General features: G+C 58.7%; 20 protein-coding genes. 6 read left to right on the plus strand and 14 right to left on the minus strand.

Annotation, left to right across the window (positions count from 1 at the left end; translation table 11 throughout):
- The first annotated feature begins 86 nt into the window (after nt 1-86).
- Nucleotides 87-2162: a PhoX family protein gene (locus tag UM93_RS10675; RefSeq protein ID WP_045075503.1), complete on the plus strand. Its 2076-nt coding sequence runs from the start codon at nt 87-89 to the stop codon at nt 2160-2162.
- 185 nt (nt 2163-2347) lie between these two features.
- On the opposite strand, the gene UM93_RS10680 is transcribed toward UM93_RS10675, so the two are convergent.
- The 4 genes from UM93_RS10680 to UM93_RS10695 all read right to left on the minus strand — a co-directional run bounded on the left by UM93_RS10680 (nt 2348) and on the right by UM93_RS10695 (nt 7272).
- A complete protein-coding gene (locus UM93_RS10680) occupies nt 2348-3355 on the minus strand; it encodes an ABC transporter permease (protein WP_082057102.1) in 1008 nt (335 codons plus the stop codon).
- Nucleotides 3348-4157, minus strand: coding sequence for an ABC transporter ATP-binding protein (locus UM93_RS10685; protein WP_082057103.1), 810 nt, complete (start codon nt 4155-4157; stop codon nt 3348-3350). Before UM93_RS10685 ends, UM93_RS10680 begins: the two co-directional genes overlap by 8 nt.
- Nucleotides 4158-4446: 289 nt before the next feature.
- Nucleotides 4447-5670 (minus strand): ABC transporter substrate-binding protein, encoded by a 1224-nt coding sequence (locus UM93_RS10690; RefSeq protein ID WP_045075504.1) that lies wholly within the window; start codon nt 5668-5670, stop codon nt 4447-4449.
- A 210-nt stretch (nt 5671-5880) separates the two neighbouring features.
- Nucleotides 5881-7272, minus strand: coding sequence for a hypothetical protein (locus UM93_RS10695; protein WP_045075505.1), 1392 nt, complete (start codon nt 7270-7272; stop codon nt 5881-5883).
- Between the two features lie 410 nt (nt 7273-7682).
- Between UM93_RS10695 and UM93_RS10705 the strand changes: the two genes are divergently transcribed.
- Entirely contained in the window at nt 7683-8171 is a 489-nt protein-coding gene (locus UM93_RS10705) for a DUF6318 family protein (RefSeq protein WP_162183383.1), read from the plus strand.
- Nucleotides 8171-9109, plus strand: a complete 939-nt coding sequence (locus UM93_RS10710) for a hypothetical protein (RefSeq protein ID WP_052663744.1) — start codon at nt 8171-8173, stop codon at nt 9107-9109. The genes UM93_RS10705 and UM93_RS10710 overlap by 1 nt, the downstream gene beginning before the upstream one ends.
- 66 nt (nt 9110-9175) lie before the next feature.
- On the opposite strand, the gene UM93_RS10715 is transcribed toward UM93_RS10710, so the two are convergent.
- The 6 genes from UM93_RS10715 to UM93_RS10740 form a co-directional block, all read right to left on the minus strand.
- Nucleotides 9176-10624 carry a sulfate adenylyltransferase subunit 1 gene (locus UM93_RS10715; protein WP_082057104.1) on the minus strand — a complete coding sequence of 483 codons (1449 nt, stop codon included), beginning with the start codon at nt 10622-10624 and terminating at the stop codon, nt 9176-9178.
- Nucleotides 10624-11661 (minus strand): sulfate adenylyltransferase subunit CysD, encoded by a 1038-nt coding sequence (gene cysD, locus UM93_RS10720; RefSeq protein WP_234399291.1) that lies wholly within the window; start codon nt 11659-11661, stop codon nt 10624-10626. The genes UM93_RS10715 and cysD overlap by 1 nt, the downstream gene beginning before the upstream one ends.
- Complete coding sequence (locus UM93_RS10725; protein ID WP_045075510.1) at nt 11658-12368, minus strand: phosphoadenylyl-sulfate reductase; 711 nt, start codon at nt 12366-12368, stop codon at nt 11658-11660. Before UM93_RS10725 ends, cysD begins: the two co-directional genes overlap by 4 nt.
- Nucleotides 12369-12393: 25 nt before the next feature.
- Nucleotides 12394-14127 (minus strand): nitrite/sulfite reductase, encoded by a 1734-nt coding sequence (locus UM93_RS10730; RefSeq protein ID WP_045075511.1) that lies wholly within the window; start codon nt 14125-14127, stop codon nt 12394-12396.
- Between the two features lie 148 nt (nt 14128-14275).
- Nucleotides 14276-14995, minus strand: coding sequence for an ASCH domain-containing protein (locus UM93_RS17480; protein ID WP_045075512.1), 720 nt, complete (start codon nt 14993-14995; stop codon nt 14276-14278).
- The gene (locus UM93_RS10740) at nt 14985-15701 is read right to left on the minus strand and encodes a sirohydrochlorin chelatase (RefSeq protein WP_045075513.1); all 717 of its coding nucleotides are present in this window, start codon (nt 15699-15701) and stop codon (nt 14985-14987) included. The genes UM93_RS17480 and UM93_RS10740 overlap by 11 nt, the downstream gene beginning before the upstream one ends.
- 23 nt (nt 15702-15724) lie before the next feature.
- Here UM93_RS10740 and UM93_RS10745 point away from each other — a divergent pair, with 23 nt between their 5' ends.
- On the plus strand, nt 15725-16342 hold the full coding sequence (locus UM93_RS10745; protein WP_045075514.1) for a trimeric intracellular cation channel family protein: 618 nt from the start codon (nt 15725-15727) through the stop codon (nt 16340-16342).
- 39 nt (nt 16343-16381) lie between these two features.
- Here the strand turns inward: UM93_RS10745 and UM93_RS10750 are convergent, their stop codons facing one another.
- Nucleotides 16382-18217 (minus strand): S9 family peptidase, encoded by a 1836-nt coding sequence (locus UM93_RS10750; RefSeq protein ID WP_052663745.1) that lies wholly within the window; start codon nt 18215-18217, stop codon nt 16382-16384.
- Between the two features lie 22 nt (nt 18218-18239).
- Here UM93_RS10750 and UM93_RS10755 point away from each other — a divergent pair, with 22 nt between their 5' ends.
- Nucleotides 18240-18656, plus strand: coding sequence for a hypothetical protein (locus tag UM93_RS10755; protein ID WP_045075515.1), 417 nt, complete (start codon nt 18240-18242; stop codon nt 18654-18656).
- Here the strand turns inward: UM93_RS10755 and UM93_RS10760 are convergent.
- Genes UM93_RS10760 through UM93_RS10770 form a run of 3 tightly spaced genes read right to left on the minus strand, consistent with a single transcriptional unit; the run spans nt 18653 to nt 21767 of the window.
- A complete protein-coding gene (locus UM93_RS10760; RefSeq protein WP_045075516.1) occupies nt 18653-19771 on the minus strand; it encodes a polyprenyl synthetase family protein in 1119 nt (372 codons plus the stop codon). The genes UM93_RS10755 and UM93_RS10760 overlap by 4 nt on opposite strands.
- On the minus strand, nt 19768-21057 hold the full coding sequence (locus UM93_RS10765; RefSeq protein WP_045075517.1) for a geranylgeranyl reductase family protein: 1290 nt from the start codon (nt 21055-21057) through the stop codon (nt 19768-19770). Before UM93_RS10765 ends, UM93_RS10760 begins: the two co-directional genes overlap by 4 nt.
- Nucleotides 21054-21767: a demethylmenaquinone methyltransferase gene (locus UM93_RS10770; RefSeq protein WP_082057105.1), complete on the minus strand. Its 714-nt coding sequence runs from the start codon at nt 21765-21767 to the stop codon at nt 21054-21056. Before UM93_RS10770 ends, UM93_RS10765 begins: the two co-directional genes overlap by 4 nt.
- A 68-nt stretch (nt 21768-21835) precedes the next feature.
- Here UM93_RS10770 and UM93_RS10775 point away from each other — a divergent pair, with 68 nt between their 5' ends.
- Entirely contained in the window at nt 21836-23140 is a 1305-nt protein-coding gene (locus UM93_RS10775) for an isochorismate synthase (protein ID WP_045075519.1), read from the plus strand.
- Nucleotides 23141-23158 lie beyond the last annotated feature (18 nt).

Below are 23158 nucleotides of genomic sequence, written 5' to 3' on the forward strand. Positions count from 1 at the left end.
AACCTGTGGTCCACCTCACATTCACCCCTTAGCCGGGCTAGGCCGCAAAGGTGGAGGGCAGACCCCGATACAAGGAGCCACAGATCATGATCGAAACCCGCCCATTGCTGCCAATGGCAGGCCACACCCGAGGCAAGCGCAGCGCTGTCACCTGCCAGCTCAAGTGCGACAGCGCCTGCGCCGGCGAGGTCTGCAACACCACCAACAACGAGTACTTCCGGGACATTGCGGGTGCTGCAATGGGACGGCGGCAGCTGCTCGGTCTAGGAGCTGCCGGGGCGGCAACTTTGGTGCTGGGCGGGGGTGCCGCCCAGCTGGCGACTGCACCCAGCGCTGCTGCCTCTCCGCTCGGATCCGCGGCCACTCGGTGGTGGCACGGCTCCCAGCTCAGTTTTCAGGCGATCAAGCCAGTCGACCGCTTGGTGGACGAGCTAACAGTTCCCGCTGGCTTCCAGTGGCAGCCGGTGATCCGTTGGGGGGATCCACTTTTCAAGCGCTCCCCCGGTTTCGATCCGCTCAAGCAGAGCGCCGCGGCTCAGGCTCAGCAGTTCGGCTACAACAATGACTACACGGATATCGTCGAAATCCCGGGCAGTCGCGGTCGTCGCGCGATCATGTTCTGCAACCACGAGTACGTCAACCCGGCGATCATGTTTCCACCGTCCCTGGATGCCGCCGAAACGCGGGCGATCAGCCGCGCCGCCCACGGCCTGAGCGTGGTGGAACTGCGTCGCTCCCGCGCTGGCAAGCCCTGGACCTACCAACAGGGTGCACCGCTTAACCGCCGTTTCCTCACAGACACCGCCTATGCGCTGACCGGACCGGCTGCCGGTTCGGAGTTGCTAAAGACGGTGACCAGCCCGGATGGCCGGGTGGCCTTCGGCACCTTGGGCAACTGCTCAGGTGGCACCACTCCCTGGGGCACCATGCTCTCCGGCGAGGAGAACTTCAATGGCTATTTCGTTACGGCGGGAACCAGCGCCACCGATAAGCGCTATGGACTGACTTCAAAACCCACCAACCTAGGCTGGGAACAGGACGAACAGCGCTGGGATACCCGCAACCCGGGGTACCAGAACGAAGTCAATCACTTCGGTTGGATCGTCGAAGTAGATCCCCACGATCCGCAAAGCACGCCGGTCAAACACACCGCAATGGGGCGACTCAAGCACGAAGGCGCCAATGTCATCATTGCTGAAGATGGACATGTGGTGGCCTACATGGGCGACGACGAGCGCTTCGATTACCTCTACAAGTTCGTCAGCAAGAACAAATACCGTCCCGGGAATTCCCCGGCGGCGCGTTCCTGGAATAAGAAGCTGCTGAGTGAAGGCGATTTGTTTGTCGCTAAGTTCGAAGGGGATTCGGTTAGCGAGATCGACGGCTCCGGCAAGCTTCCCGATGATGGCCGTTTCGATGGTTCCGGACGCTGGATTCCGCTGACTCGGAACGGGGTTTCGGCGGTGCCAGGAATGAGCATTGCCGAGGTTCTGGTCTACACCCGGCTGGCTGGTGACAAGGTAGGCGCCACCAAGATGGACCGCTGCGAGGACGTGCAACCGAATCTTCGCACCGGCAAGATTTATGTTGCCTGCACCAACAACACCAACCGCGGTAAGGCGGGTTACGCGGCCGCCGATGAAACGAACCCCCGCAACGAGAACCGAGATGGTCACGTGGTGGAGATTACCGAGCGCGGCCAGCAGATTTCTCAACGCTTTGACTGGAATTTGTTGCTAGTCTGCGGGGACCCGTCGAAGAACGAATCAACCTATTTCGGTGGATTCCCGAAGGATAAGGTCTCCCCCATTTCCTGCCCCGATAATCTCGCTTTCGATTCAGCTGGCGATCTGTGGATCTCCACCGATGGAGCGCCGTCCACCATTGGCTTCAACGACGGGCTCTTCAAGGTTACGTTGGAAGGTCGCGAGCGCGGACGAGTCCAGCAGTTCCTCTCAGTGCCTCGCGAATCTGAGACTTGCGGACCGATTGTGCATGATCGCGACGGACTGGTCTTTGTCGCGGTGCAGCACCCTGGCGAGGAAGGCAGTTGGGCCGAGCAGCGTTCGGCCTTCCCCGATTACGTGAAGCCAGGGAGTAAACCGAAGCGAGGCCAAGCAGCCCTGCCTCGACCAGCCGTGGTGCAGGTCTTCAAGAAGTAGTCGGCTTCAGAGTCAAGCACTTGTTCGTGTGGTCACCCTGACTTTGCTAGTCCGCTGGTCGGTCTGGGCTAGCGGACTAGCCGGCTAATTGGCTAGTCGAAGTCAGGGGACCACTTTGAAGGACCTTCATTGGCAAATCTGTCTTAGTTCGCGGCGTCGATCGCGGAGGGGTAGATCGTGATGGGTTAGCCGGGCAGTAGACCTCTGCCTCGCAGCAAGCGTCGCTCTATTGGAGCAAAGACAGCGAGTTCCACCACGATTCCGACGAAGAGGATCATCAGTATTGCGGCCATCACCATGCCCATATCTGACAGATCCCGGCCCCTCTGCAGCAAGGAACCCAGGCCGAACCCCAGGGTGCCGCCGATCGCGATGATCTCTGCGGCCATTAATGATCGCCACGAAAAAGCCCACCCCTGCTTGAGGCCGGAAAGGTAGCCGGGCAGTGCGGCGGGAAGAATGATGCGCAGTGAAAGCTCGGTCTTAGAGGCTCCAAGCACGGTACCCATTGCTCGGAACTGCGGTGGCACCTGATCAATGCCAGAGATTAGGCCGTTGATGATTGAAGGAATCGCCCCCATCAGCAGCACGAAGTACACGGTGCCGTCGGAAAGACCGAACCAAATAATCGCAGCTGGTACCCAGGCTACGCTCGGCAGCACTTGCAGTCCTGAAATCAGCGGTCCGAAGGCAGTTCGTAGCGGGCGCACTTGGGCGAGTAATAAACCCAGCGCGGTGCCGATCACCGCGCTCACCACAAAGCCGATCAAGCCACGTTGCAACGAAGTCCACACCGCTTGCTGAAGAGTGCCTTGGTCCCAAAGCTGTGCAAAAGTAGCCACCACGTCGAGCGGGCCGGGAACCACGTCTTGCCTCTTGCCACCCAGCCAGACGTAGAGCTGCCAGATCAAAATCAGGGCAAGCACGGCGATGAGCGGAGCTAAAACCCGAACGAGGGTTTTCCTCAGATTTCTCGGGCCACGGGTATCGGTTTGTAAACGATCCAGGCCTTCTAGTTCGGCGTCTTGGGCAGCTATCGGCTTTTGTTGGCCCTCCTTGATTCCGGCCCCCGGAGGTGTCCCGGTCTCGGCAGAGGTCTCGGTCTCCGGGGGTGTCCCGGTCTCCGGGGGTGTCCCGGTCTCGCCGGATGCGGACTGCACCGCGCTCTTGCCTGCGCTCAAAGTGTTAGACATGTCGACTGATCTCCTGTCGCAGTGCGGCAGTCATCTCGTTGGCAAGCACCGCGGCTTGCTCAGGTTTTTTCTGCTCTGCGTCAATCCGCCACTCTCTGATGACTTTGCCGGGACGTGAGGAAAGCAGCAACACTCGCTGCCCTAGTCGTACCGCTTCCCGAACATTGTGGGTAACGAAAATAATGGTTCGGCCGGTATGCCGCCAGATTCGCTCTAGCTCTTCGTGCAACAAGTCACGGGTAATAGCGTCGAGCGCAGCGAATGGCTCGTCCATCAGTAATACGTGTTTGTCCTGAGCCAGCGAGCGAGCTAGCGCGACCCGCTGTCGCATGCCACCGGAAAGCTCGTGGGGTCTTTTGTCCCCTGAGCTTTGCAGGTGTACGAGTTTCAATAGCTCATCGGCGCGCTGACCTCGCTCGGGCTGAGGAACGCCGCGCAGCTTCAACGCCAGCTCGATATTTCCCCGCGCAGTGAGCCACGGAAACAAGGTAGCGTCCTGGAACATGAAGGCGACACCTTCGGCGGGAATTTCCATTGACCCAGCGGTCGGTTCTTCCAGTCCCGCGATCAGGTTCAGTAACGTGGACTTACCGCAGCCTGAAGCACCCAGCAACGCCACGAATTCGCCCTGAGCAATCTTCAGATCCACGTCCTCTAGGACCGGTTTATTAGTGCCTGGATCCCCGAAAGTCTTGGCTAAATTTTCCAAAATAACAACGGCTCTGGCCGAGTTCGGCTTCTTCGGCAGCGCACTCGCTTCATTAATTGCCGGAGTGGCTTGGGTGGTCACTGGCGCAGTCATCTCTCAACGCTAGAGACGCGGCTCTGCCCCTTCAATACAAGGGAAACAGTAGTTCATCCAAGGTCATTGGAGGTCATATTCCGTGGAACCCGGCGCATCGAAGCTGACTCAAACCCGACCACAAGCACGACCACAAAGCGGGTAGCAGCTGGGAAGCAACCGACTCGGGATCGCCTTGGCTGGCATTCGAAATCGAAGGGTTCCGCTAGCCAGCTACTTTTAGTTGTTATGCCTGACCTAATACGCCGTCTTTAGTTGTTATTCCAGACATAGCACGACGACTTAGTTGTTATTCCTGCCCTAGACCTGCTGCACTGATCGGGCTCTTACCTTGGTCTTTGAGCACTTGGTTGAGTAGTCGTAGATCGAAGATCCCGTTGATGTCAGCTTCCTGCGTCACTCCGGCTTTCACCCCGTTCGACAGCAGAGTTTGATAGCTCGCGGCAATCGGGTCCGCCGTTAGAGTCAGATTGGCTAGAGCACGTTTCAGTACATCGTCCGGAAGGCCCTTTCCCGCCGCCTGCAAAAGACCTGCATTGACGGCGCTGATCGCTTGATCCTGGTGCTGACTCAACCAGCTCTGTGTCTCAAGCTGGGCTTTGAGCAATGACTTGACCGCTTCCGGATGCTCCTTGAGGAAAGTCTTGTTGACGATCAGAATCGTGGTAGGAAACTGTCCGTCCGGCGCACCCGCAACATGCCATAGATCCTTTTCGTCTACTAATACTTTTGCCCCGGCTTGTAGCACCAGCCTGGACGCCCAAGGCTCAGGAAGCCATGCGCCGTCAAGCTTGCCTTCTTGAAAGAGTTTGAGCGTTTGCGCGTTTTCGGTCGGGTTAATGGTGACGTCGTTGCCGCCGTTGGTAGTAACTTTCAAGCCATTATTAGCCAGGTAATTGCGCAGTGCCACGTCTTGCGTCCCGCCCAGTTGCGGGGTCGCGAGCACTTTGTTCTTCAAATCGGCTGCGCTATTAATGTTGGGCTTGACCACCAGTTGGGCGCCACCAGCCGCGGCGCCGGCCACCACACTGATTGACTCTCCTTTGGACTTCACAAAGGAGTTAATTGCCGGGTTCGGGCCGAGGTAAGCGGCGTCAATAGCTCCGGCGTTGAGCGCTTCCACTGCGGCCGGGCCAGCGTTGAAAATCTGTGTCTTGAGTTCGGTGTTGCCGAGCTCCTTCGCGTAGAACCCTTGTTGCACACCTACTACCGGCAAGGCATGCGTGACATTGCCAAAGTATCCGAGCTTAAGCTCTTTCAGGTCCTCCCCCGCTGAAGCGGCGTTCTGCTCAGCGGTGTGGGAATTATTCGCATTCGCAGCGATGGTGATTGAAGCGGCTCCAATGGCAATGAGCGCGGCGATCCCGACCGCTACCCCGATCTCCAATGACCTGGACTTAGTGAACAGTCCCTTTTTCTTACTTTTGTTTGAGTCTGCGAGACTCTTCGACTTTTGGCCAGCAACTATTTTGGTTGTCTGAATTTCTTCTGGATCACGGGGTTCGGAGGACATGGATCAACGGTATTGAGAGACCCCACCCCGCTCAATAGCCCCGGAAACAGTGGGTCACTCTGGGTAACAGGAAGTCATATGCGCTGATGCTCAGTCCAGCCATTAGTTGCCGAACAGGAAAGGTTTCGCGAGCAACTATGGCACCCGGACTAGCCCCAGTTCTCATCGGCCCCGTTGCGCACAGCCAAGGTTCATTGCAATAGCTTCCACTCAGGCAGCTGCACGAAGCTGCTCGTCCTGGAGCCTGCTCTGCAACTCGCGCAGCACCTGAGAATTGTCGTCGCTGGTGCTGACAATAAGGTTGTGATTTCCGACATTGAACGGCGCTCCCCAGGCCGTCCCCGTTGGTGGCTGATACCAATGGTGCTCGAAATGCGGATCCTTCATCGGATAGTTAATCCCCACCACGCCTAGCTGCTCTGCGGTTTGCAGCGGGTCGGGGTAGCTAAGGCTTATATACTCGGTACCCGCCTGCGCTTTCCAACGTGGATCCAAGGCCGCGCCAGAAAGTGCAATCACCTGATCGTAATGCGCCCCTGCTGCCTCTGAACCTGAAGTTAGTCGGGCGCCCCAACTGTGCGAAATGTTAGTTGTTTTAGCCCCGATACCGACATTTTCAGCGTCGACCGCGGCCTGGAAGGCGGCTAGTTTGGGCGCATTCATCGTCAGAAAATGATCGCCTCGTGCTTCCAGCAGACCATCGGGAACACTACCGTCCGGGAATTCTCCGCCCTTATAAACAAACGCCACATCATTCCTGTCAGCATCGTTTTTGAGGAGATGAGTCGGAACTGCTTGAACCTGGTGTTCAAAAAAGGCACTGTCGTTAGTGAAGGTTCCCGGTACGTAGGTGATGATATGACTGGTCTTCGCTGAGAGCCGCCCGATCATCTCAATAATCGAGTGATGTGCCGGATCATAGGCAGCAAGTCGGATCTTCCCGCTGGCCACGGCCTCAAGATAGCTAATTTTGGCCGGGTCACCATCGTCCGCGTCTTGCGCCCCGATATCTGCTCCGGCCACAAGTTGAGAAGGATCGAATTTTTGTTTCGGGCTTTTCGGCAGCCGCAGCCGATGGAGCTCATTCTCAGCGTTGATCCGGTTCGCTGCGACTCGATCCTGGAACGAAATACCGTTGGTATTACCGGCTACCATTGATTGCTCGACAATGAATCGATGCCGGTCAGCGGAGCTGAGTGTCTTCCACCAAGCCTGAACTTCTTGAGGATTCAAAACCTTCAGCAAAGAGGGGTGGCGCACAACTAAGCCAATATCAAGCACGCTTGGACTCACCTGCCCTGACGCCAGTTTCGCTGAATCGATCCTAGCGTCAACTGCACTGGATCTCTCTTGAGCGGACGCCTGACCTTCTAATTCTTTTGCCACTGAGTCCAGCGAATCGGCGACCGCCTGCAGGCCAGGAGAATGAACCGTCGCCCAGCGGTGGCGAAAGCTCTCAGCGTCCAACCCGCGCCATCGGACCGTTGTGAGGGTGAAGGTCAGGCTGCTCGCAAGTTGCCTGAGGTTAGCCGCAGATCTTGCCTGCAAATTCGCGAATTCTCGCAACTTCACAGTATCGGCACCCAACATTTGATCTGTCATTGCTGTCCCTCCGCTCGGATGCAACTCCTCTTCTATCCGGGTGGATAGCGCTGCATGAATACATGGAAGCAAGGCCGCGTATTACGAACAAGAAGGAAACATCTCTATGTGGATAAGTATTTTTATCCACATAGAGATGGCTAGATCTATTTTTTAAACGAGCGCATGAGTAAGCTCGTCGACAACAAAAGATTATCTTGCGGATTGGTTTCATCGTGACTCGAAAATCTCTTAGTTACCCATTGCTCGCAACCCTGTTGCTGGTTAGCACTACGATGCTCACCGGGTGCATCGGCAGCAACGGAAGTATTCCCTCATCTAATGCTGATTCCTCTGCTCCTTTGACAACTTCCGACCCGCCAACGACACAGGCTCCAACCACGATCTCGGCCGCATCGTCCACCCCCACCGTGAGCGCCAAGTATCGGCCCGCCACTGTCAAAAGCGCGGCCCAAAACGTTCCGGTCCCCATCAAGCCTTCTCAGGCCGATGAGTTCTCCGAACAAGGTCTCAAAGCCTTCGCCGTTTATTGGTACAACGTGTATAACTACATGATTCAGACCGGAAAAGTTGGGCTCATTGGTGCATCAACCAAGGGGGACTGCCAAAGATGTCAAATAGTCTTCAAGGATACTGAGGATTGGTACAGATCTGGAAATTGGAGGATGGGTGGCCAGCTAATAATCACCCATCTACAGCCACCGAAAATTGGATTTGCGAAAGCCGCAAACGGAATGTATCAGTACTTGATTCAATACAACAAGCTAGCTGGCGGTTACATCACTTCGGGGCACAAAGTGGAAAAAGCATACCCAGCAGTCGCAGCTAACGGAGACCTCCTAAATGCAACTTACGAAAATGGAACATGGCTGGTGTTTGATATCGGAAAGATAGGCTGATGGGAACCTTCACTCTGCGATCGCTCAGGACCATCGGTCCGCTGATTATCTGTTTTATCTTCACTCTCACGATTGCGGTTCCTAGTTCACGTGCGCAGGGAAGCGAAGCCGACTGGGATACTGACAACCAAGGAATCGGGATGTACATAGAAGTCCCGGGCGCGGGCTGGACCAACTCGGCCCCCGTCACCCCTGACACCAGCCACATCTATAAAACCACCATCGAGTGCGTCTCTGATGGGCATCAGCAAAGTAATACCGGCGCGATGCACTGCGAGGCTGTTTCAATGCGGCAGTGCACGGCCGGGAACAATGGTGCGATGGTTCAGTGGTATAGCGCTCTCAAGGCTTTCAACCCTCCCGATTGGCAGAAGGTTGGCACACCCACGTGCGTTTACGACGCGAAGCCAGTGAACCTACTTGCCGAAATTGCCGCTCGAATTCAGACCGAATTTCAACACCTACCGATCAGTCCAGGGACCGTCTCTGCCCAGCCCAGTCCTTTCACCCTCAACACCTGGCAAACGAATTTCCTCGCTAATGCTGTCACCCAGAACTTCGACGTCAGCATGCTCGGTCAGCGGGTGCACATTTCGGCAACTCCGCAGAGCTACACTTACGACTTTGGCGACGGTCAAACCCTTGGCCCCATCACCTCAGCCGGGCAAGCTGTGCCGCAAGCCCAATGGGGGCAGCTGGTGACCCCAACCAGTCATCGTTACGCCAGCACCGTTGACTACAATGCCCGAGTTATTGTTCATTTCAGCGGCAGCTACTCGATTAACGGCGGCCCAGCCACACCAATCCCCGGCCAGGGCGACTTTTCCACCAAAGCCATCCAAGTAAAAGTGTGGTCCGTGCGAAAACGTTGGGTTTCGCAAGACTGCCTTCAGAACCCGCACGCCTGGGGCTGCGCCGCAACAGGGCCAGAGCGCTGAGCCCGGAGCGTTGAGATCAGAGCACCGAGCTGAGTTGAGATCAGTACTGATTCGTCCCAATAGCCGCTAAATCGAGTATCTTTCTTCTTCAGAATCTCCGGGGCGCTCCCCGATCATCCCAGCCGCCAAGGTATTCCCGTCCAAAGGATCAATCACCAAAAAGGCGCCGGTACGGCGGTGCTCCGCATAAGGTTCCAGCGGCAAGGGGGCCGCAAGCCTCAACTGGACGGTGCCGATATCGTTCAGAGCTAATGACGAACTCGGTAGGAGGGAAAAATCATCGAGATCCAGTTTGCCGATAATTGCCCGAACTAAGGCTTGTACCGTTCGGGTGCCGTGTTTCACCAGCACCTTGGCGCCCTCACGAAGCGGCTTAGCAGAGAGCCAACACAACGATGAATACAGATCTTGGGAGACCTCACGCGTCGTCCCGCTACCACTGATCATTTCGCCGCGGGCAATGTCCAGCTCATCGCTTAATCGCAATACCACCGACTGAGGGGCCGCAGCTGAGGCCAAGTGGCTACCCCCTGGCCCGTCGATACCAACGACCGAGGTTGTTTTCCCGCTCGGTAGCACCGTCACCGAATCGCCAAGATTGACTGAACCCGCCGCGAGCTGCCCGGCGTAACCGCGATAGTCTCTAAACTCCTCAGCCCGCAGGCCAGGTGCCAATCCACCCTGCGGGCGTAACACCAACTGCACTGGGAACCTCAACGGCTCGACCGTATCGGAAGCAGCTTCCAATTCATCAATTGACGGCAATGACTCCAGAATTTCAAGTAAAGCTGATCCGTGGTACCAAGGTGTCCGCGCCGAAGGCTCAACCACATTATCGCCCGCCAAAGCGGAAACCGGCACAACCAACGGCTCCGCTAGGCCAATGGATCGTGCTACATGGCTGACCTCAGCGACAATCCCGTCGAACACCGACTCAGAAAAATCAACCAAATCAATCTTATTAACGGCAATAATCACATGCGGTACACGTAATAGGTGCAGCACCGAAAGGTGCCGTCGGGTCTGCTCAAGCACTCCTTTTCGGGCGTCAATCAAAACAACCACAGCATCAGCCGTCGAGGCACCGGTCACCGTGTTTTTTGTGTATTGAACATGTCCGGGGCAATCAGCCAAGATGAAAGACCGTGCCGCAGTAGCAAAATACCGATAAGCGACATCAATAGTGATGCCCTGCTCACGCTCAGCTCTCAGCCCATCCGTGAGCAAGGCTAGATCGACTCCTCCATCACTGCCGCCGAAACCGCGCTCTGCGGATGTTCGGGTCACCGCGGCTAAGGTATCCGCCAGAATCGCCTTTGAATCATGGAGTAGACGACCCACCAAAGTAGATTTGCCGTCATCCACGGAACCCGCGGTGGCGAATCGAAACAGTGTCCCGGACGGTGTCGTGAACTCGCCCACCGTTACAGGATCAAGAGAACCAGCAACGTCAGTTGCAGACCCAGCCGCCGCCTCTTCCGTTGCGGCAATCGTCGTAGTCTCAAGCCGGCTCATTAGAAATAACCATCCTTTTTCCGATCTTCCATCGCCGCTTCGGAAATCCGGTCATCAGCCCTGGTTGCTCCGCGCTCAGTGAGTGTCGAAGCGGCGACTTCACGAATCACCTCCGAGACCGAGGCAGCCGAAGAAAGTACCGCCCCGGTGCAAGACATATCGCCCACTGTCCGATAGCGAACCGTTTTGGAAACCACCGACTCGGTTGACTTCGGCTCTGAGAATGGGCCGACCGCCATCCACATCCCATCGCGGGAAAAGACATCACGCTGATGCGCATAGTAAATTGACGGCAACTCGATAGCTTCTCGTTCGATATAGCGCCAGATGTCCAGTTCCGTCCAGTTCGAGATCGGAAAAGCTCGGACGTGCTGCCCCACGGTATGCCTGCCGTTATACAGATTCCACAACTCCGGTCGCTGGTTGCGCGGATCCCACTGACCAAACTCATCACGAAGCGAAAGGATCCGTTCCTTTGCCCGAGCCTTATCTTCGTCCCTTCGACCACCACCAAAGACGGCATCAAAACGTTCGGCCGCGATCGCTCCCAATAACGGCGCTGTCTGCAGTGGGTTCCTGGTGCCGTCTGCGCGTTCGGCCAACTCACCCCGATCGATGTACTCCTGCACGCTTCCCACCACCAGTCGCAGACCTAGGCGCTCGACTGTACGATCCCGGAAATCCAGCACCTCAGGAAAGTTATGCCCGGTATCGACGTGCAGCACCGGGAAAGGTACCCGGCCCGGCCAGAACGCCTTAGCCGCCAAGTGCAACATCACCACCGAGTCCTTGCCCCCGGAGAACAGCATCGCTGGGCGCTCGAACTCCGCCACTACCTCTCGCAAGATATGAATAGACTCGGACTCCAGCGCGTCCAAGCCGGACAACGACGCTGTGCCGCGCGAAAAAGCCGGTGGAGTGAGGCCCGGGTGACCAGGCTCGTTGTCCGGCTGAGCAGATTCGTTTTCGGCCGCCCCGCCCTGCACCTGGCGTCGCCTACCCTGCGCTACCTGTTCGTCGGTGGTTTCAATACTCATAGGTGAATCCCACATTCCGTTTTGTCCAAACCAGCCCAACGCCCGGCGCGTGGATCCTCTCCCGGGGCAACCGGTCGAGTGCATGGTGCGCAGCCAATGGAGAGATAGCCCTTCGACATCAAGGGGTTCACCGGAATCAGTTTGTCCTCGGCATAACTAACCAGGGCATCCAAAGACCAGCCAGCCAGCGGATTCACTTTCACCAAACCATGCGAGGCATCCCAGCTGATAAGCGGGGTATTTGTTCGAGTCGGAGCCTCGTCCCGACGCACCCCAGTGAACCAGACCTGATATCCAGCCAATGCCTTCTTGAGCGGGTCCATCTTGCGGAGCTGGCAGCACTGCGCAGGATTACGGGCGAAGAGGTCCTTGCCGTGAATGGCGTCCTGCTCTGCCACGGTTTGCTCGGGAAGCACATCGACAATATTGACCGGGAAGTACTCAGCAACCGTGGCACGAGTCGTATGGGTTTCCGGGAAGTGATAACCGGTCTCCAAAAACAAAACATCCACCCCGGGGATCTGCTCGGAAACCAAGGCAGGTAATACCGCATCGGCCATTGAGCAGGCGACAGCGGTCTGGGAACTCGTAAAGTTCCTGCGCACCCAGCCGATCACCTGTTCTGCTGGCGCCTCCCAGCCCAATTCTTCAGCCCCACTGAGGGCTAGGGCCTGAAGCTCCTGCGTGGTCCGAACCAGCTTTGTCATAACGATGCCTCACTCACGTCAGAACTCACGTCAAAACGTCCTCTTCAGCCCGGTGCGCCCACTCCGCAAAAGTCTCAGCCTCGCCTCGTGAAGCGACAAAACGCCGCACTATCCGTTCGACGTAGTCAGGCAAATCCTCGACCGTGACCTTGAGACCGCGAATGGTCCGTCCCAGTCCCGCTTCCTCCCGGTTTGACGAGGCCAGTCCGCCGCCCAAATGAACTTGGAAGCCCGGCGTCGGATCGCCATCAGGAGTTGGCAGCATCATGCCCTTCAGGCCGATATCGGCGGTCTGAATCCGGGCGCAAGAGTTTGGGCAACCATTGATGTGTAGCGCGATTGGATCTACCAACTCACCCGAGTCAACCAAATCAGCTAGTCGCTTTTCTAACTCGGCAATTGCGGTCGCCGCGGTGACCTTGGTCTCCACAATCGCCAATTTGCAGTATTCAATACCAGTGCAGGCAATAGTGCTGCGCCGGAAAATAGAGGGTTTGGCGGTCAAGCCCAGCGGTTCCAAACCCTCCACGAGGGAATCGACCCGCTCCGCTGGGACATCCAGGATCACCAGCTTCTGATGCGGTGTGGTGCGTAGTCGTTGCGAGCCGTGTGCCTCGATCAGGTCTGCGAGCGCCAATAACTTCTCGCCGGAGACTCGACCAACTGTCGGCGCCACACCGATATAACGGAGGCCGTCCTTTTGCTCGTGGATGCCGATGTGGTCGCCGGGTGACGTCGGTTTCGGCGCTGCTGGACCGTCAGGCAAGGCGTAACCAAGATATTCAGTCTCCAGGATCTCCCGGAACTTCACCCGTCCCCAGTCGTTCATCAGGAATTTCAATCTAGCTTTGGTACGCATCCGGCGATAACCATAATCCCGGAAAATGCTTGTCACCCCGAGCCAGACCTCTGCAGCAACTTCGGGGGCGACAAACACCCCGAGCCGCTCGGCCAGGCGCGCACTGGTGGAAAGGCCACCGCCCACCCAGAGGTCGTACCCTGCCCCCAGAGTGGGATGCACCACGCCAACCAGGGCGAAGTCATTAATCTCGTGCACCACGTCCTGCGAAGGGTGCCCGGTAATCGCGGTCTTGTACTTCCGTGGCAGATTAGCCAACTCCGGATCACCGATGAAGCGCTCCGCCAATTCATTGATCAGCGGCGTCGGGTCAATGATTTCATCGGCAGCGATGCCGGCCACCGGCGAGCCTAAGATGACTCTGGGAACGTCACCGCAAGCCTCTGTGGTGGAAAGGCCGACAGCTTCCAGTCGTCGCCAGATCTCTGGCACGTCTTCCACCCGGATCCAGTGCAGCTGAATGTTCTGCCGATCGGTAAGGTCCGCCGATCCCCGGGCGAAATCAACCGAGATCTGCGCTATCACCCTGAGCTGTTCAGTGCTCAGCGCACCGCCATCAATCCGAACCCTGAGCATAAAAAACTTATCTTCGAGCTCGTGCGGCTCTAAGGTTGCTGTCTTACCGCCCTCGATGCCGGGCTTGCGTTGAGTGTAGAGACCCCACCAGCGGAAGCGGCCATGCAGGTCAGTGCCGTCGATTGAGTCGAAACCTTCGCGAGAATAGACCTCTTCGATCCGGGCACGCACATTGAGCCCGCCGTCGTCCTGCTTCCAGGTCTCATTTGCGTTCAATGGCGCAGTTCCGTCGACCTTCCATTGGCCGTGCGGTTTTGCGGAAGGCCGGGCTGGGCGCGCTGGTTTCCCAGTTGCGGCGGAGCGATCGGTGGTGGCCTGCGTCATGTATCGAGATTAGGGCCGGGTCGGGCGCCCGGCTGAAAATTTCGCAATGCGAGGTCACGTGCGGCAATACTTCGTCACACTCAACGCCAACGCCTTGATAAGCCGTCAAGAAAGCCGCGAGATCACTCCAAACACCCCGGAAAATCCGCTATTGCTCGACTCTGAACGCCACTTGTTCCAGCTCAGCATGAGGCTCTAAACCCGGATAGTGTTGACGGAGGCCGTGCAAGAATTGCTCGCCTGCGCCTGGGCCGTCGAGCTCGTCTTGCTCGGCCATCAACTCGCTCAGCTGCACCGGACGTACACTCAATACCCGGCCCGGAAGGGACTTCGGTGCTTGATCGAATTCGAAGACCAAAGTCACCGGGCCAACAGCCATCGGGTCATGATAGCGATTCGTGATGGTCTTAGAACCGTCCAGCACCGCCCCGTAATAACGAGCGGCGAAGAACAGGGTTCGCGGGCGAATAGTCTGACCGGGGCGCTCATGGTTGCCGGGCAGCAGCTCCCGCACCCTCACCGGAGTCGGACCGGCTTGCCCTGGCCATCGCGGCATCAAAACGCTGATGTCCGGGAAATAGTCAAGCAGACTTTGCCGGCAACGCCCGCAGGGTGGCAGAATTCCGCGACCGCCGTTGCCCACCGCCACAATGGATATCAATGCCGCAGATCCCGCGGCGGCTGCCGCACCGAGCACCACCAGTTCGGCGCAGGGGCCTCCGTTGAAATGGTAAACATTGACACCGGTAAAAATTCGCCCTTCGGCGTCCATTGCTGCGGCAGCCACCGTGTGCTCGTCATTCTCAGGCAGCGTTTCGGCCAGCTCCGTCGCCGCTTCCAGTAAATCTTGCTCCCAACTAACTAGCATCTGCTTCCCCTCTCAGGACCGCCGCAGCAGCATCAAACCGTTCAATTGCCAGCTCGGCTAACAACGGAGCGGGCAGTAGCGGCCCAGTCACCGCATCCGCTCCAGCTTCGGCTAGCCGGTCATGGAAAAACCCGGGCGCCAACAAATAAGAGGCTACCGCTACCTTGGCTCCCGGAGGAAGCGAATCCCGCAGCTGTGAAACTGCCGCTGGAACTCGCGGCTCCGCCCCCGCACCATAGCCAATCAGTACGGTATACGGCAGCAACTCGCGCAGCTGCTCCGCGAGAATTTCGACGGCGGCCGCGGCGCCCGGCCGCGAGGAACCCGCAGCCGCCAGCACCACACCCCAGTCGGGCCCGAACCCAGGCAACTCATCCAGTCGCTGCGCCAACAACTCGGCCAGCCTGGCATCCGGCCCGAGCGGTGCTGCCGCGACGGTGCGCGGACGGCCCGCTGCCGCCTCCGCAATGTCAACCTCAACGTGGTAACCCACCGAGAGCAGCAGCGGCACGATGACCGCAGGAGTCCCGGGCGGCAGGGCGGCAACGACTTCCGGCAGCGACGGGCTCTGCACGTCAACATAAGCCTCGCGGACATCCACCCCCGGCCGCAATTGGGAGATTTGCCGTCGTAGCTCGGAGATCTCCAGGCGGCCCTGCGGGTTATCGGTGCCGTGCGCGCAGGCGATCAGAATGGGCTGGTTCATCTTGGGAAGTGTAATCTGCTGCGGTGAGTATCGAAATTCTGCCCGATCTGCTCGGCGTCTTTTTCTTCGCTGTTTCTGGCTGTCTACTCGCCGGCCGAAAAGGTTTCGACCTGATCGGCTCATTGCTGCTCGGCTCCTTAGTCGGTCTCGGCGGCGGGGTGGCACGCGATGTCATTATCGGCCAAACCCCGGCAGCCTTTTCCAATCCGCTCTACCTAGCCCCGCCGGTGCTCGCGGCACTGCTAGTTTTCTGGCTCTACAACTCGGCGGAGAAGATCGGCCGCTGGCTGGTGGTTTTCGACGCCGCCGGTCTCGCCTTGTTCTGCATCACCGGCACCGTTAAAGCACTCAGCTTCGGCCTTAACCCGGTGGCATCCGTACTGCTCGGCGTGACCACAGCGGTGGGCGGGGGTCTATTACGGGACGTGGTAGCGAACCAGGTGCCGCAACTTTTCAATTCACACGATATCTACGCCATTCCGGCCATCATTGGTGCCGCCCTGGCTGCCCTCAGTTATACCGGTGGCTGGCTCAATATCGGCACCGGCTTCGGCATCGCCGTAGTGGTCTTCAGCTTCCGCATCGCGGCCTGGCACTTCCGCTGGCACGCCCCACTCGCAGTCCGAAAACAGAAAAACTAGCTACTTTCGACGCAACGCAGCCTAACGCATCAAAATGCATTAGCCGAGTGTGCGTCGCAAGAACGCGGCCGCCCGGGGATACGCATCTAGCTGATTCTTCCGGCGGCTCAGGCCATGCCCTTCATCTTGATAGATCAGCATTTCGCACTCGCTGCCGTTGGCGCGCACCGCAGCGGCCACTTGCTCGGCCTCGCTGAGCGGCACCCGTGGATCATTAGCACCGTGAATCACCATCAGTGGTTTGGCCAGATTTTCGATCCGAGGCAAGGGCGAAGCGTCTTCCAGTACCTGACGATGATGTTCCAACGAACCGTACTCACGTTCCCGGTAAGCCCGACGGTAGGGCGAAGTGTTTTCCATAAAAGTCACCAGCGAACTCATGCCGACGATATCCACCCCGGCGGCCCAATACTCCGGATAGAAAGTCATTCCGGCGAGCACCATATAACCGCCGTAGCTACCACCGTAGAGAGCTACTCGCCCGCCGTCGACGCCGCTTTCCACCAACCAGCGGTGAATGTCGACCAGGTCCTGCACCGAGTCCAATCGAAGTTCGACGTCGTCGAGGGACATCCAGCGCCGCCCATAACCGCTCGAGCCCCGCACATTAGGTACCACCACGGTATGACCGGAGAGGATCAGCGCAGCGTTGCGCGGCGACCATTGATAGAGGCTGGCCGATTCTGGTCCACCGTGAATATTGATCACCGCGCTGTTATCCCCGCGAGTGACAAAGGCCGGAATTTGCTCACCGTCACGGGTCGGAATCCGAACTACCTCGGTTACCGACAACCCGGCAGCGAGTGCGCGACCTTCCGCAAAGGTGCGTTGTTGCAAGCCGAGCGGCGACGCCGCCAGTTCCACACCCAGCGGGGCGCTAAAAGCCTCATCGGGGAAGGTAGGAGCGGAGAACGTCACCGCCAGCTGACTGCCATCGGCACTGAGTACACCCCGGCCATAACCTTCGGTCGGCAGTTTCACTGCGGTTTCGGTTCCCAGCTCGGGGAACCCGTTGGAGACAGTAAGATCGCCCACGCTAAGGGTAGTTTGACCGTCCCTGAGGCGCTGAATCAGAGCCCGCTTACCGCTGTCGTTGAGGCTGAGCGAGACGTTGACGCCCTCCTCCGCTAAAAAGAGATGCCAGCTCTGATCGACAACTCGGTAGTAGCTGATCGAGGCAAAATCAGTGCTCGCATCTTGGCTGGTCAAGAAACCAGAGGAATCGGCAAGCCAGTGCACGGCCCCGTAATGGCCGGGCGCGTTTTCGTCGGTGATCCGCCGCCAGCTGCCAGCCTCGAGATCCAACAATCGCAAAGTATTCGAGGCAGGTTGCAGGCTCATCGCATTGCTGACCAGGTATTTGCCGTCCGGAGAGGCGGAAACCTCGGCGAAACTCCCACCGCCATCCCACAGAACAGTCTCGGTGCCATCCCGATGAGATCTCCGAATCAGATCAAAATCCACCTCGTTACGCCGGTTCGTCGAATAAATGAGCGCTTCAGCATCAAGCGACATCAAATGGTAAATATGTGCCGGATCGTCTACCAGCGGGGGCAGGCTCCTGACCGGCAGCTCGGCCGAGAGCGGATCCAGTAGGTAGAGCTGATGCCGTTCATTGCCATCCGTATCGGAGGACACCACCACCTGCCGGGTGCCGGGAAGGTAGCTGCCCGTGGCGGCCGAGGAAAGGTCGGTCAGTTGCACCCGTTGATCATCATTACGTACCTCCCACAGCTGGCTGGTGCCGTCGATATTGGTGTTGATCAGCAGGGTCCCGTCGTCAGCGACGTCTAGCACGGTGGAAACCGGAATGTTCAAGAGCTTTTTTACGGTGTCGATGAGTTCTTCTGAAGTCGTCTGCGTTTCGGGAGCCATAAAAACATCCTAGGATGAATGAGTGAGCGAAATCTTTCTGCAGAAGTTCCGCGACCTGCTTCCCAGCCACCTATCCGAACCTTGGCAAGAAGAAGACGGCCTGTCGGAGGCCGAACTTTCGGCCGAGCTAGCCACCGATGTGCCGCAAGCCCTCCGTGAGTTCTACCTAGCTTTGGGTAATTCGGAGCTGATGGAAGCCTATTACTACTTTTGGGACCCGGACGAGCTAGAGATTGAGGACGGCTATCTGCTGTTCTTGGAGGACGAAGAAGAGCTCTACACCTGGGGCATTAAGTTCGAGCAGATTGATGTGCCAGATCCACTGATTTGGCGACGCAGCAACGCAAAGGGCAACTGGGTCTGCGAAGAAGGCACCTTCAGCGAATTCGTACTTGACTATTTCGACTGGGTCTTCAGCGGCGAAGAGGACGAAGACTAGACCTCGCGGTGCACCACGGCGTGAGCGAAGTTAGTCAACGCCGATTTCACCACGCCTTCCGGCAGCGGAGCCAGCGCGGCAACCGCTTCGTCAGCCCATTGCCGGGCCACCGCCCAAGATTCCTCGGTGACCGGGTGTTCGCGAAGCGCCTTGACTGCCTCAGCCAAGGCCTCATCACTACTCAAATCACCCTCCACTAGGGTGAGCACCTCGGCGGCGACGGGGTCATTCACAGCAGCCTTGCGCAGCAGTAACACCGGCAGCGTTGCTACCCCTTCGCGTAGATCGGTGCCCGGCGACTTTCCGGAAACTTGCTTCATCCCGGTCACGTCAATCACATCATCAGCGAGCTGGAAGGCCACGCCAACTTTCTCGCCGTACTCAACCAGTACGTCTTGCAATTCCTCTGACACGTCGGCGAAGATGGCGCCCAGCTGCCCGGAGGCAGCTACCAGCGAGCCGGTCTTATCCGAGACCACCGAAATATAGTGCTCGACTGGGTCCTGATCGGGGCGTGGCCCGACCGTCTCATGCAACTGGCCCAGGCAGAGTCGTTCGAAAGTTCGGGCCTGAATGCCGAGGGCTTTGGGGCCGAGCTCGGAGACCAGGATGGAGGCTCTGGCAAAGATTAAATCACCGGTCAAGATGGCCACCGAATTGCCCCACACCTCGTGTGCGGTCGGCGCGCCACGGCGGAACGGCGCTGAGTCCATTACGTCATCGTGATACAGCGTGGCCAAATGGGTGAGCTCGACGACGACGGCGGCCCGGATCACCTCCGCACGCCCCGGATCACCGAGGTGGGAGGCGAGCAAGACCAGGAGCGGGCGAATCCGCTTACCGCCAGCTTCGATCAGGTGGCGAGAGGTGGCATCGGCAAGCGGGTCAGAGTTGGCGATCGCCTCACGCAGCTGCTTTTCCACCTTGGCCAGCGAAGTGGAGATCACCGGGCCTAATTCGGGATCCTCGGCGATCTCTGCGAAGGCGGCAGGAAGCTTAATGCCCAGCGCAATAGCGCTCGTCGGCGGGTCCAACTCGACAGAATCGTGCACCCCGTGACCGGCGTGGGTCCAGGCGGGCTTGCCGGGTTCGCCCGGGGTTACAGCATTGCTCACGAGTTAACCCTAACCCGGCCATTGCTGGTCGCAGGAACCAGCTGCTCAAGCAGCTGCACGACTCGGTCGCTGAAGTCACGTCCCGGGGCACCTGGCTGGTCGGTGAGGTTCGCCATCAAGCGCACCACAAAACGCATTAGTGGCGGCACCGGCATCCCGGTTTTAAGCGCTAATTGCATAATGGCCGGCTTTCCGATCAGGTTGGCGAAGATCCGCCCTAGGGTGAAATGGCTACCCCAAAGACCACGAATATGATCGGCATAGCCCGCCAGCGCGAAGTCAAAGGCCAGCCGAGAATTACTGAGGACTGCGCGTTCAATGAATTCCGCGGCGTAGCGGCCAGACTCCATCGCGTAGGAGATGCCTTCACCGTTGAACGGACTGACCATGCCACCGGCATCGCCCAACAGGAGCAGCCCAGGGCTGTAGTGCGGGGTCCGGTTGAATCCCATCGGCAGTGCAGCACCGCGGATCTCGCCCAGCTGATTCTCCGGGTTGAAGCCCCATTCGGTGGGCATCGCAGCGGTCCAGTCGCGGAGCACTTTACGGTAGTCCAGCTTGCCGAATTCCTTTGAAGAGTTGAGGATGCCTAAACCAACATTGCAGCTGCCATCCCCCACTCCGAAAACCCAGCCGTAGCCGGGCAACGGCCCGGAGGGACCAGCCAGCTCAAGCCAACCCTCCATCCAGTCCTCGTCCTGGCGCGGTGAGCTGAAGTAGGTGCGTACCGCAACACCGAGCGGTCGGTCATCTCGTTTTGCCAGGCCGAGGGAGAGCGCGGTGCGAGTGGAATTGCCGTCGGCGGCGAGCACCACATCGGCGTGGAAATCGGCGGTCTCACCGGTCTTCCGGCCATTGGCATCGAGCAGCGCGGCGCTCGCCCCAATCACCCGACCGGCGTCGTCAGTCAACGCCCCGGTAACGTTATGGCCTTCGAGGATGCGCGCGCCCGCCGAACGAGCATGTGCTGCCAGCTCCTCGTCAAAGCCCAAGCGGGTTCGAATCAGCCCATAGTCCGGGAAATCACTCAACTCGGGCCAGGCAACCTCGACCTGACGCCCCTGCGCAATCAGCCGCAGGCCTCGATTACGTCGCCAGCCCTCGCCATCATGCGGCAAACCGAGTAACTGGATCTCCTTCACCGCCCGCGGGGTCAGGCCGTCGCCGCAGACCTTTTCGCGTGGGAAGTGGGTTTTCTCTAGAACCGTGACGTCGATCCCAGCAGCAGCCAGATAATAGGCCGCGGTAGAACCGGCCGGACCGGCTCCGACAATCAGAACTTTCATGAAGAGCGAGTGCCCGCCTCAGCTTTATAGGCGCGGTGCAGCGCCACGGTGCCGCCATTGAGATTGCGATAGCTGACCTTGCTCCAGCCCGCCTCGGCAATCCACTGCGCCAAATGATCTTGATCCGGCCAAGCCCTAATTGACTCGGCCAAATAGGTGTAGGCGGTGGGATTCGACGAGGAGCGTTTAGCAATCGCCGGGAGCGCCCGCATTAGATATTCGGTGTAGACGGTGCGGAACGGCCCAAAGGTGGGGTGCGAGAATTCGGCAATCACCAGTTTGCCTCCGGGCTTGGTGACCCGGAGCATTTCCGCAATGGCTTTCTTCGGCTCATTGACGTTGCGTAGGCCGAAAGAAATAGTGGTGGCGTCGAAGGTATTGTCGGCAAAAGGTAGCGCGGTAGCGTCCCCAGCGATGAAGTCAATATCGGGTCGACGGCGTTTGCCAACCTTGAGCATGCCGAGTGAGAAGTCCAAAGCGACCACGTCAACCCCAGCATCGGCATAAGGTTCGCTTGAGGTGCCGGTGCCGGCCGCTACATCCAGTACCCGCTGCCCGGGCCGTACATCGACGGTGTCCACCACGATCCGCCGCCAACGCCGGGTCTGCCCCAGGGACAAAAGGTCATTGGTCAGGTCGTATTTCGGTGCGACGTCGTCAAACATAGCGGCGACTTCGTCAGGACGTTTCTCCAAAGATGCACGGCTCACCCCTCTATTCTCGCAAATTCTGCGGCATCGCGTGACCACCAGGCGCAGAGGTTCAAGATGCGAGGCAACTGACGAGTACGCTTGGACTCGTGCTGCGCAGTTTGACCGTCCCCCTCGCCGATGCCCCGTCTCTCGATGCGGCCCTCCGCGAGGACTCACTGTGCTGGGTTCTGCGAGACGAGGGAATGGTCGGCTTCGGCGCACTCAGCGAATTTTCGGTGCGCGGGCCAGAGCGGTTCACGCAGGCTCATCACTGGTGGGCCACGCTCACCGCGGACGCAGTGATTGAGGACAGGGTCAATCTTCACGGCACCGGCCCAATAGCCTTCGGCAGTTTCACTTTTTCGAAGGTTTCCGAGCATGACTCACGACTGATCGTGCCCCGTCTGGTGCTCGGCCTTCGCGAAGGTAGCGCCTGGCTGACCATGAATAGCTTCCAAGACGACCTCTCCGAAGAACGCGCCAAAGCCGAACTCACAGAGCAATTAGCAACCCCCACGAGCGAACAGACGCACGCTTTGGCCGACTTTGAGCTGACCACGGGTTCGCTCAGCGAAGCAGAGTGGATGGCGGTGGTGGCCGCCGGGGTGGCCGCCATTAACGCCCCGACAGCCGGTTCGCGGGCTGTGCAGAAGCTGGTGTTGGCCCGGGACATCGTAGCCCGCAGCGCCGAGCCGATCTCGCGAGCCAAGGTGCTCGGTCAATTGATCTCCCGCTATCGGGAGTGCTGGACCTATGGGGTCGGCAATTTTGTCGGCGCCACCCCGGAAATGCTGGTTGAGATCCAATCCGGCGTGGCCAGAGCACGAGTACTGGCTGGCACGGTCGATCGTGCGGGTGCCCCCGAGGATCAGGACTATCCCAGGCGAATGCTGATGAACTCGGAAAAACAACGTGAAGAGCATGAGTTCGCGGTGAAATCACTGGTTCGTGAATTGGCGCCTTTCGCCGCGGACCTTTCGGTGCCGAGGGAACCGTTCGTGCTGGAACTCCCCAATGTCTGGCATCTCGCCTCCGATGTCAGCGCGGAACTCGCGAGCAGCGGCGACCACTTGCCCGGCACCCTTGCCTTATTGGAGGCGCTGCATCCCACCGCGGCGGTCTGCGGAACGCCACGGCTGGAGGCCGGGGCATTGATTCGCGAATTGGAGCACCTGGAGCGCGGCCCCTACGCCGGTCCGGTGGGTTGGTTGGACGCTCATGGCAATGGCGAATGGGGCATTGGCCTGCGCGGGGCGGTGCTGGAAACAGCTCATACCGCGCGCCTCTATGCCGGCTGCGGAATAGTCGGCGCCTCCGACCCGGCTTCCGAACTCGCCGAAACCTGGGCGAAGTTCCGTCCAATGCTGCAGGCCTTAGGCGTCCAAGCCTAATTCAGCTAATATCTCACA

Origin of the sequence: Psychromicrobium lacuslunae, assembly GCF_000950575.1 — a bacterium.
Taxonomy (GTDB): domain Bacteria; phylum Actinomycetota; class Actinomycetes; order Actinomycetales; family Micrococcaceae; genus Renibacterium; species Renibacterium lacuslunae.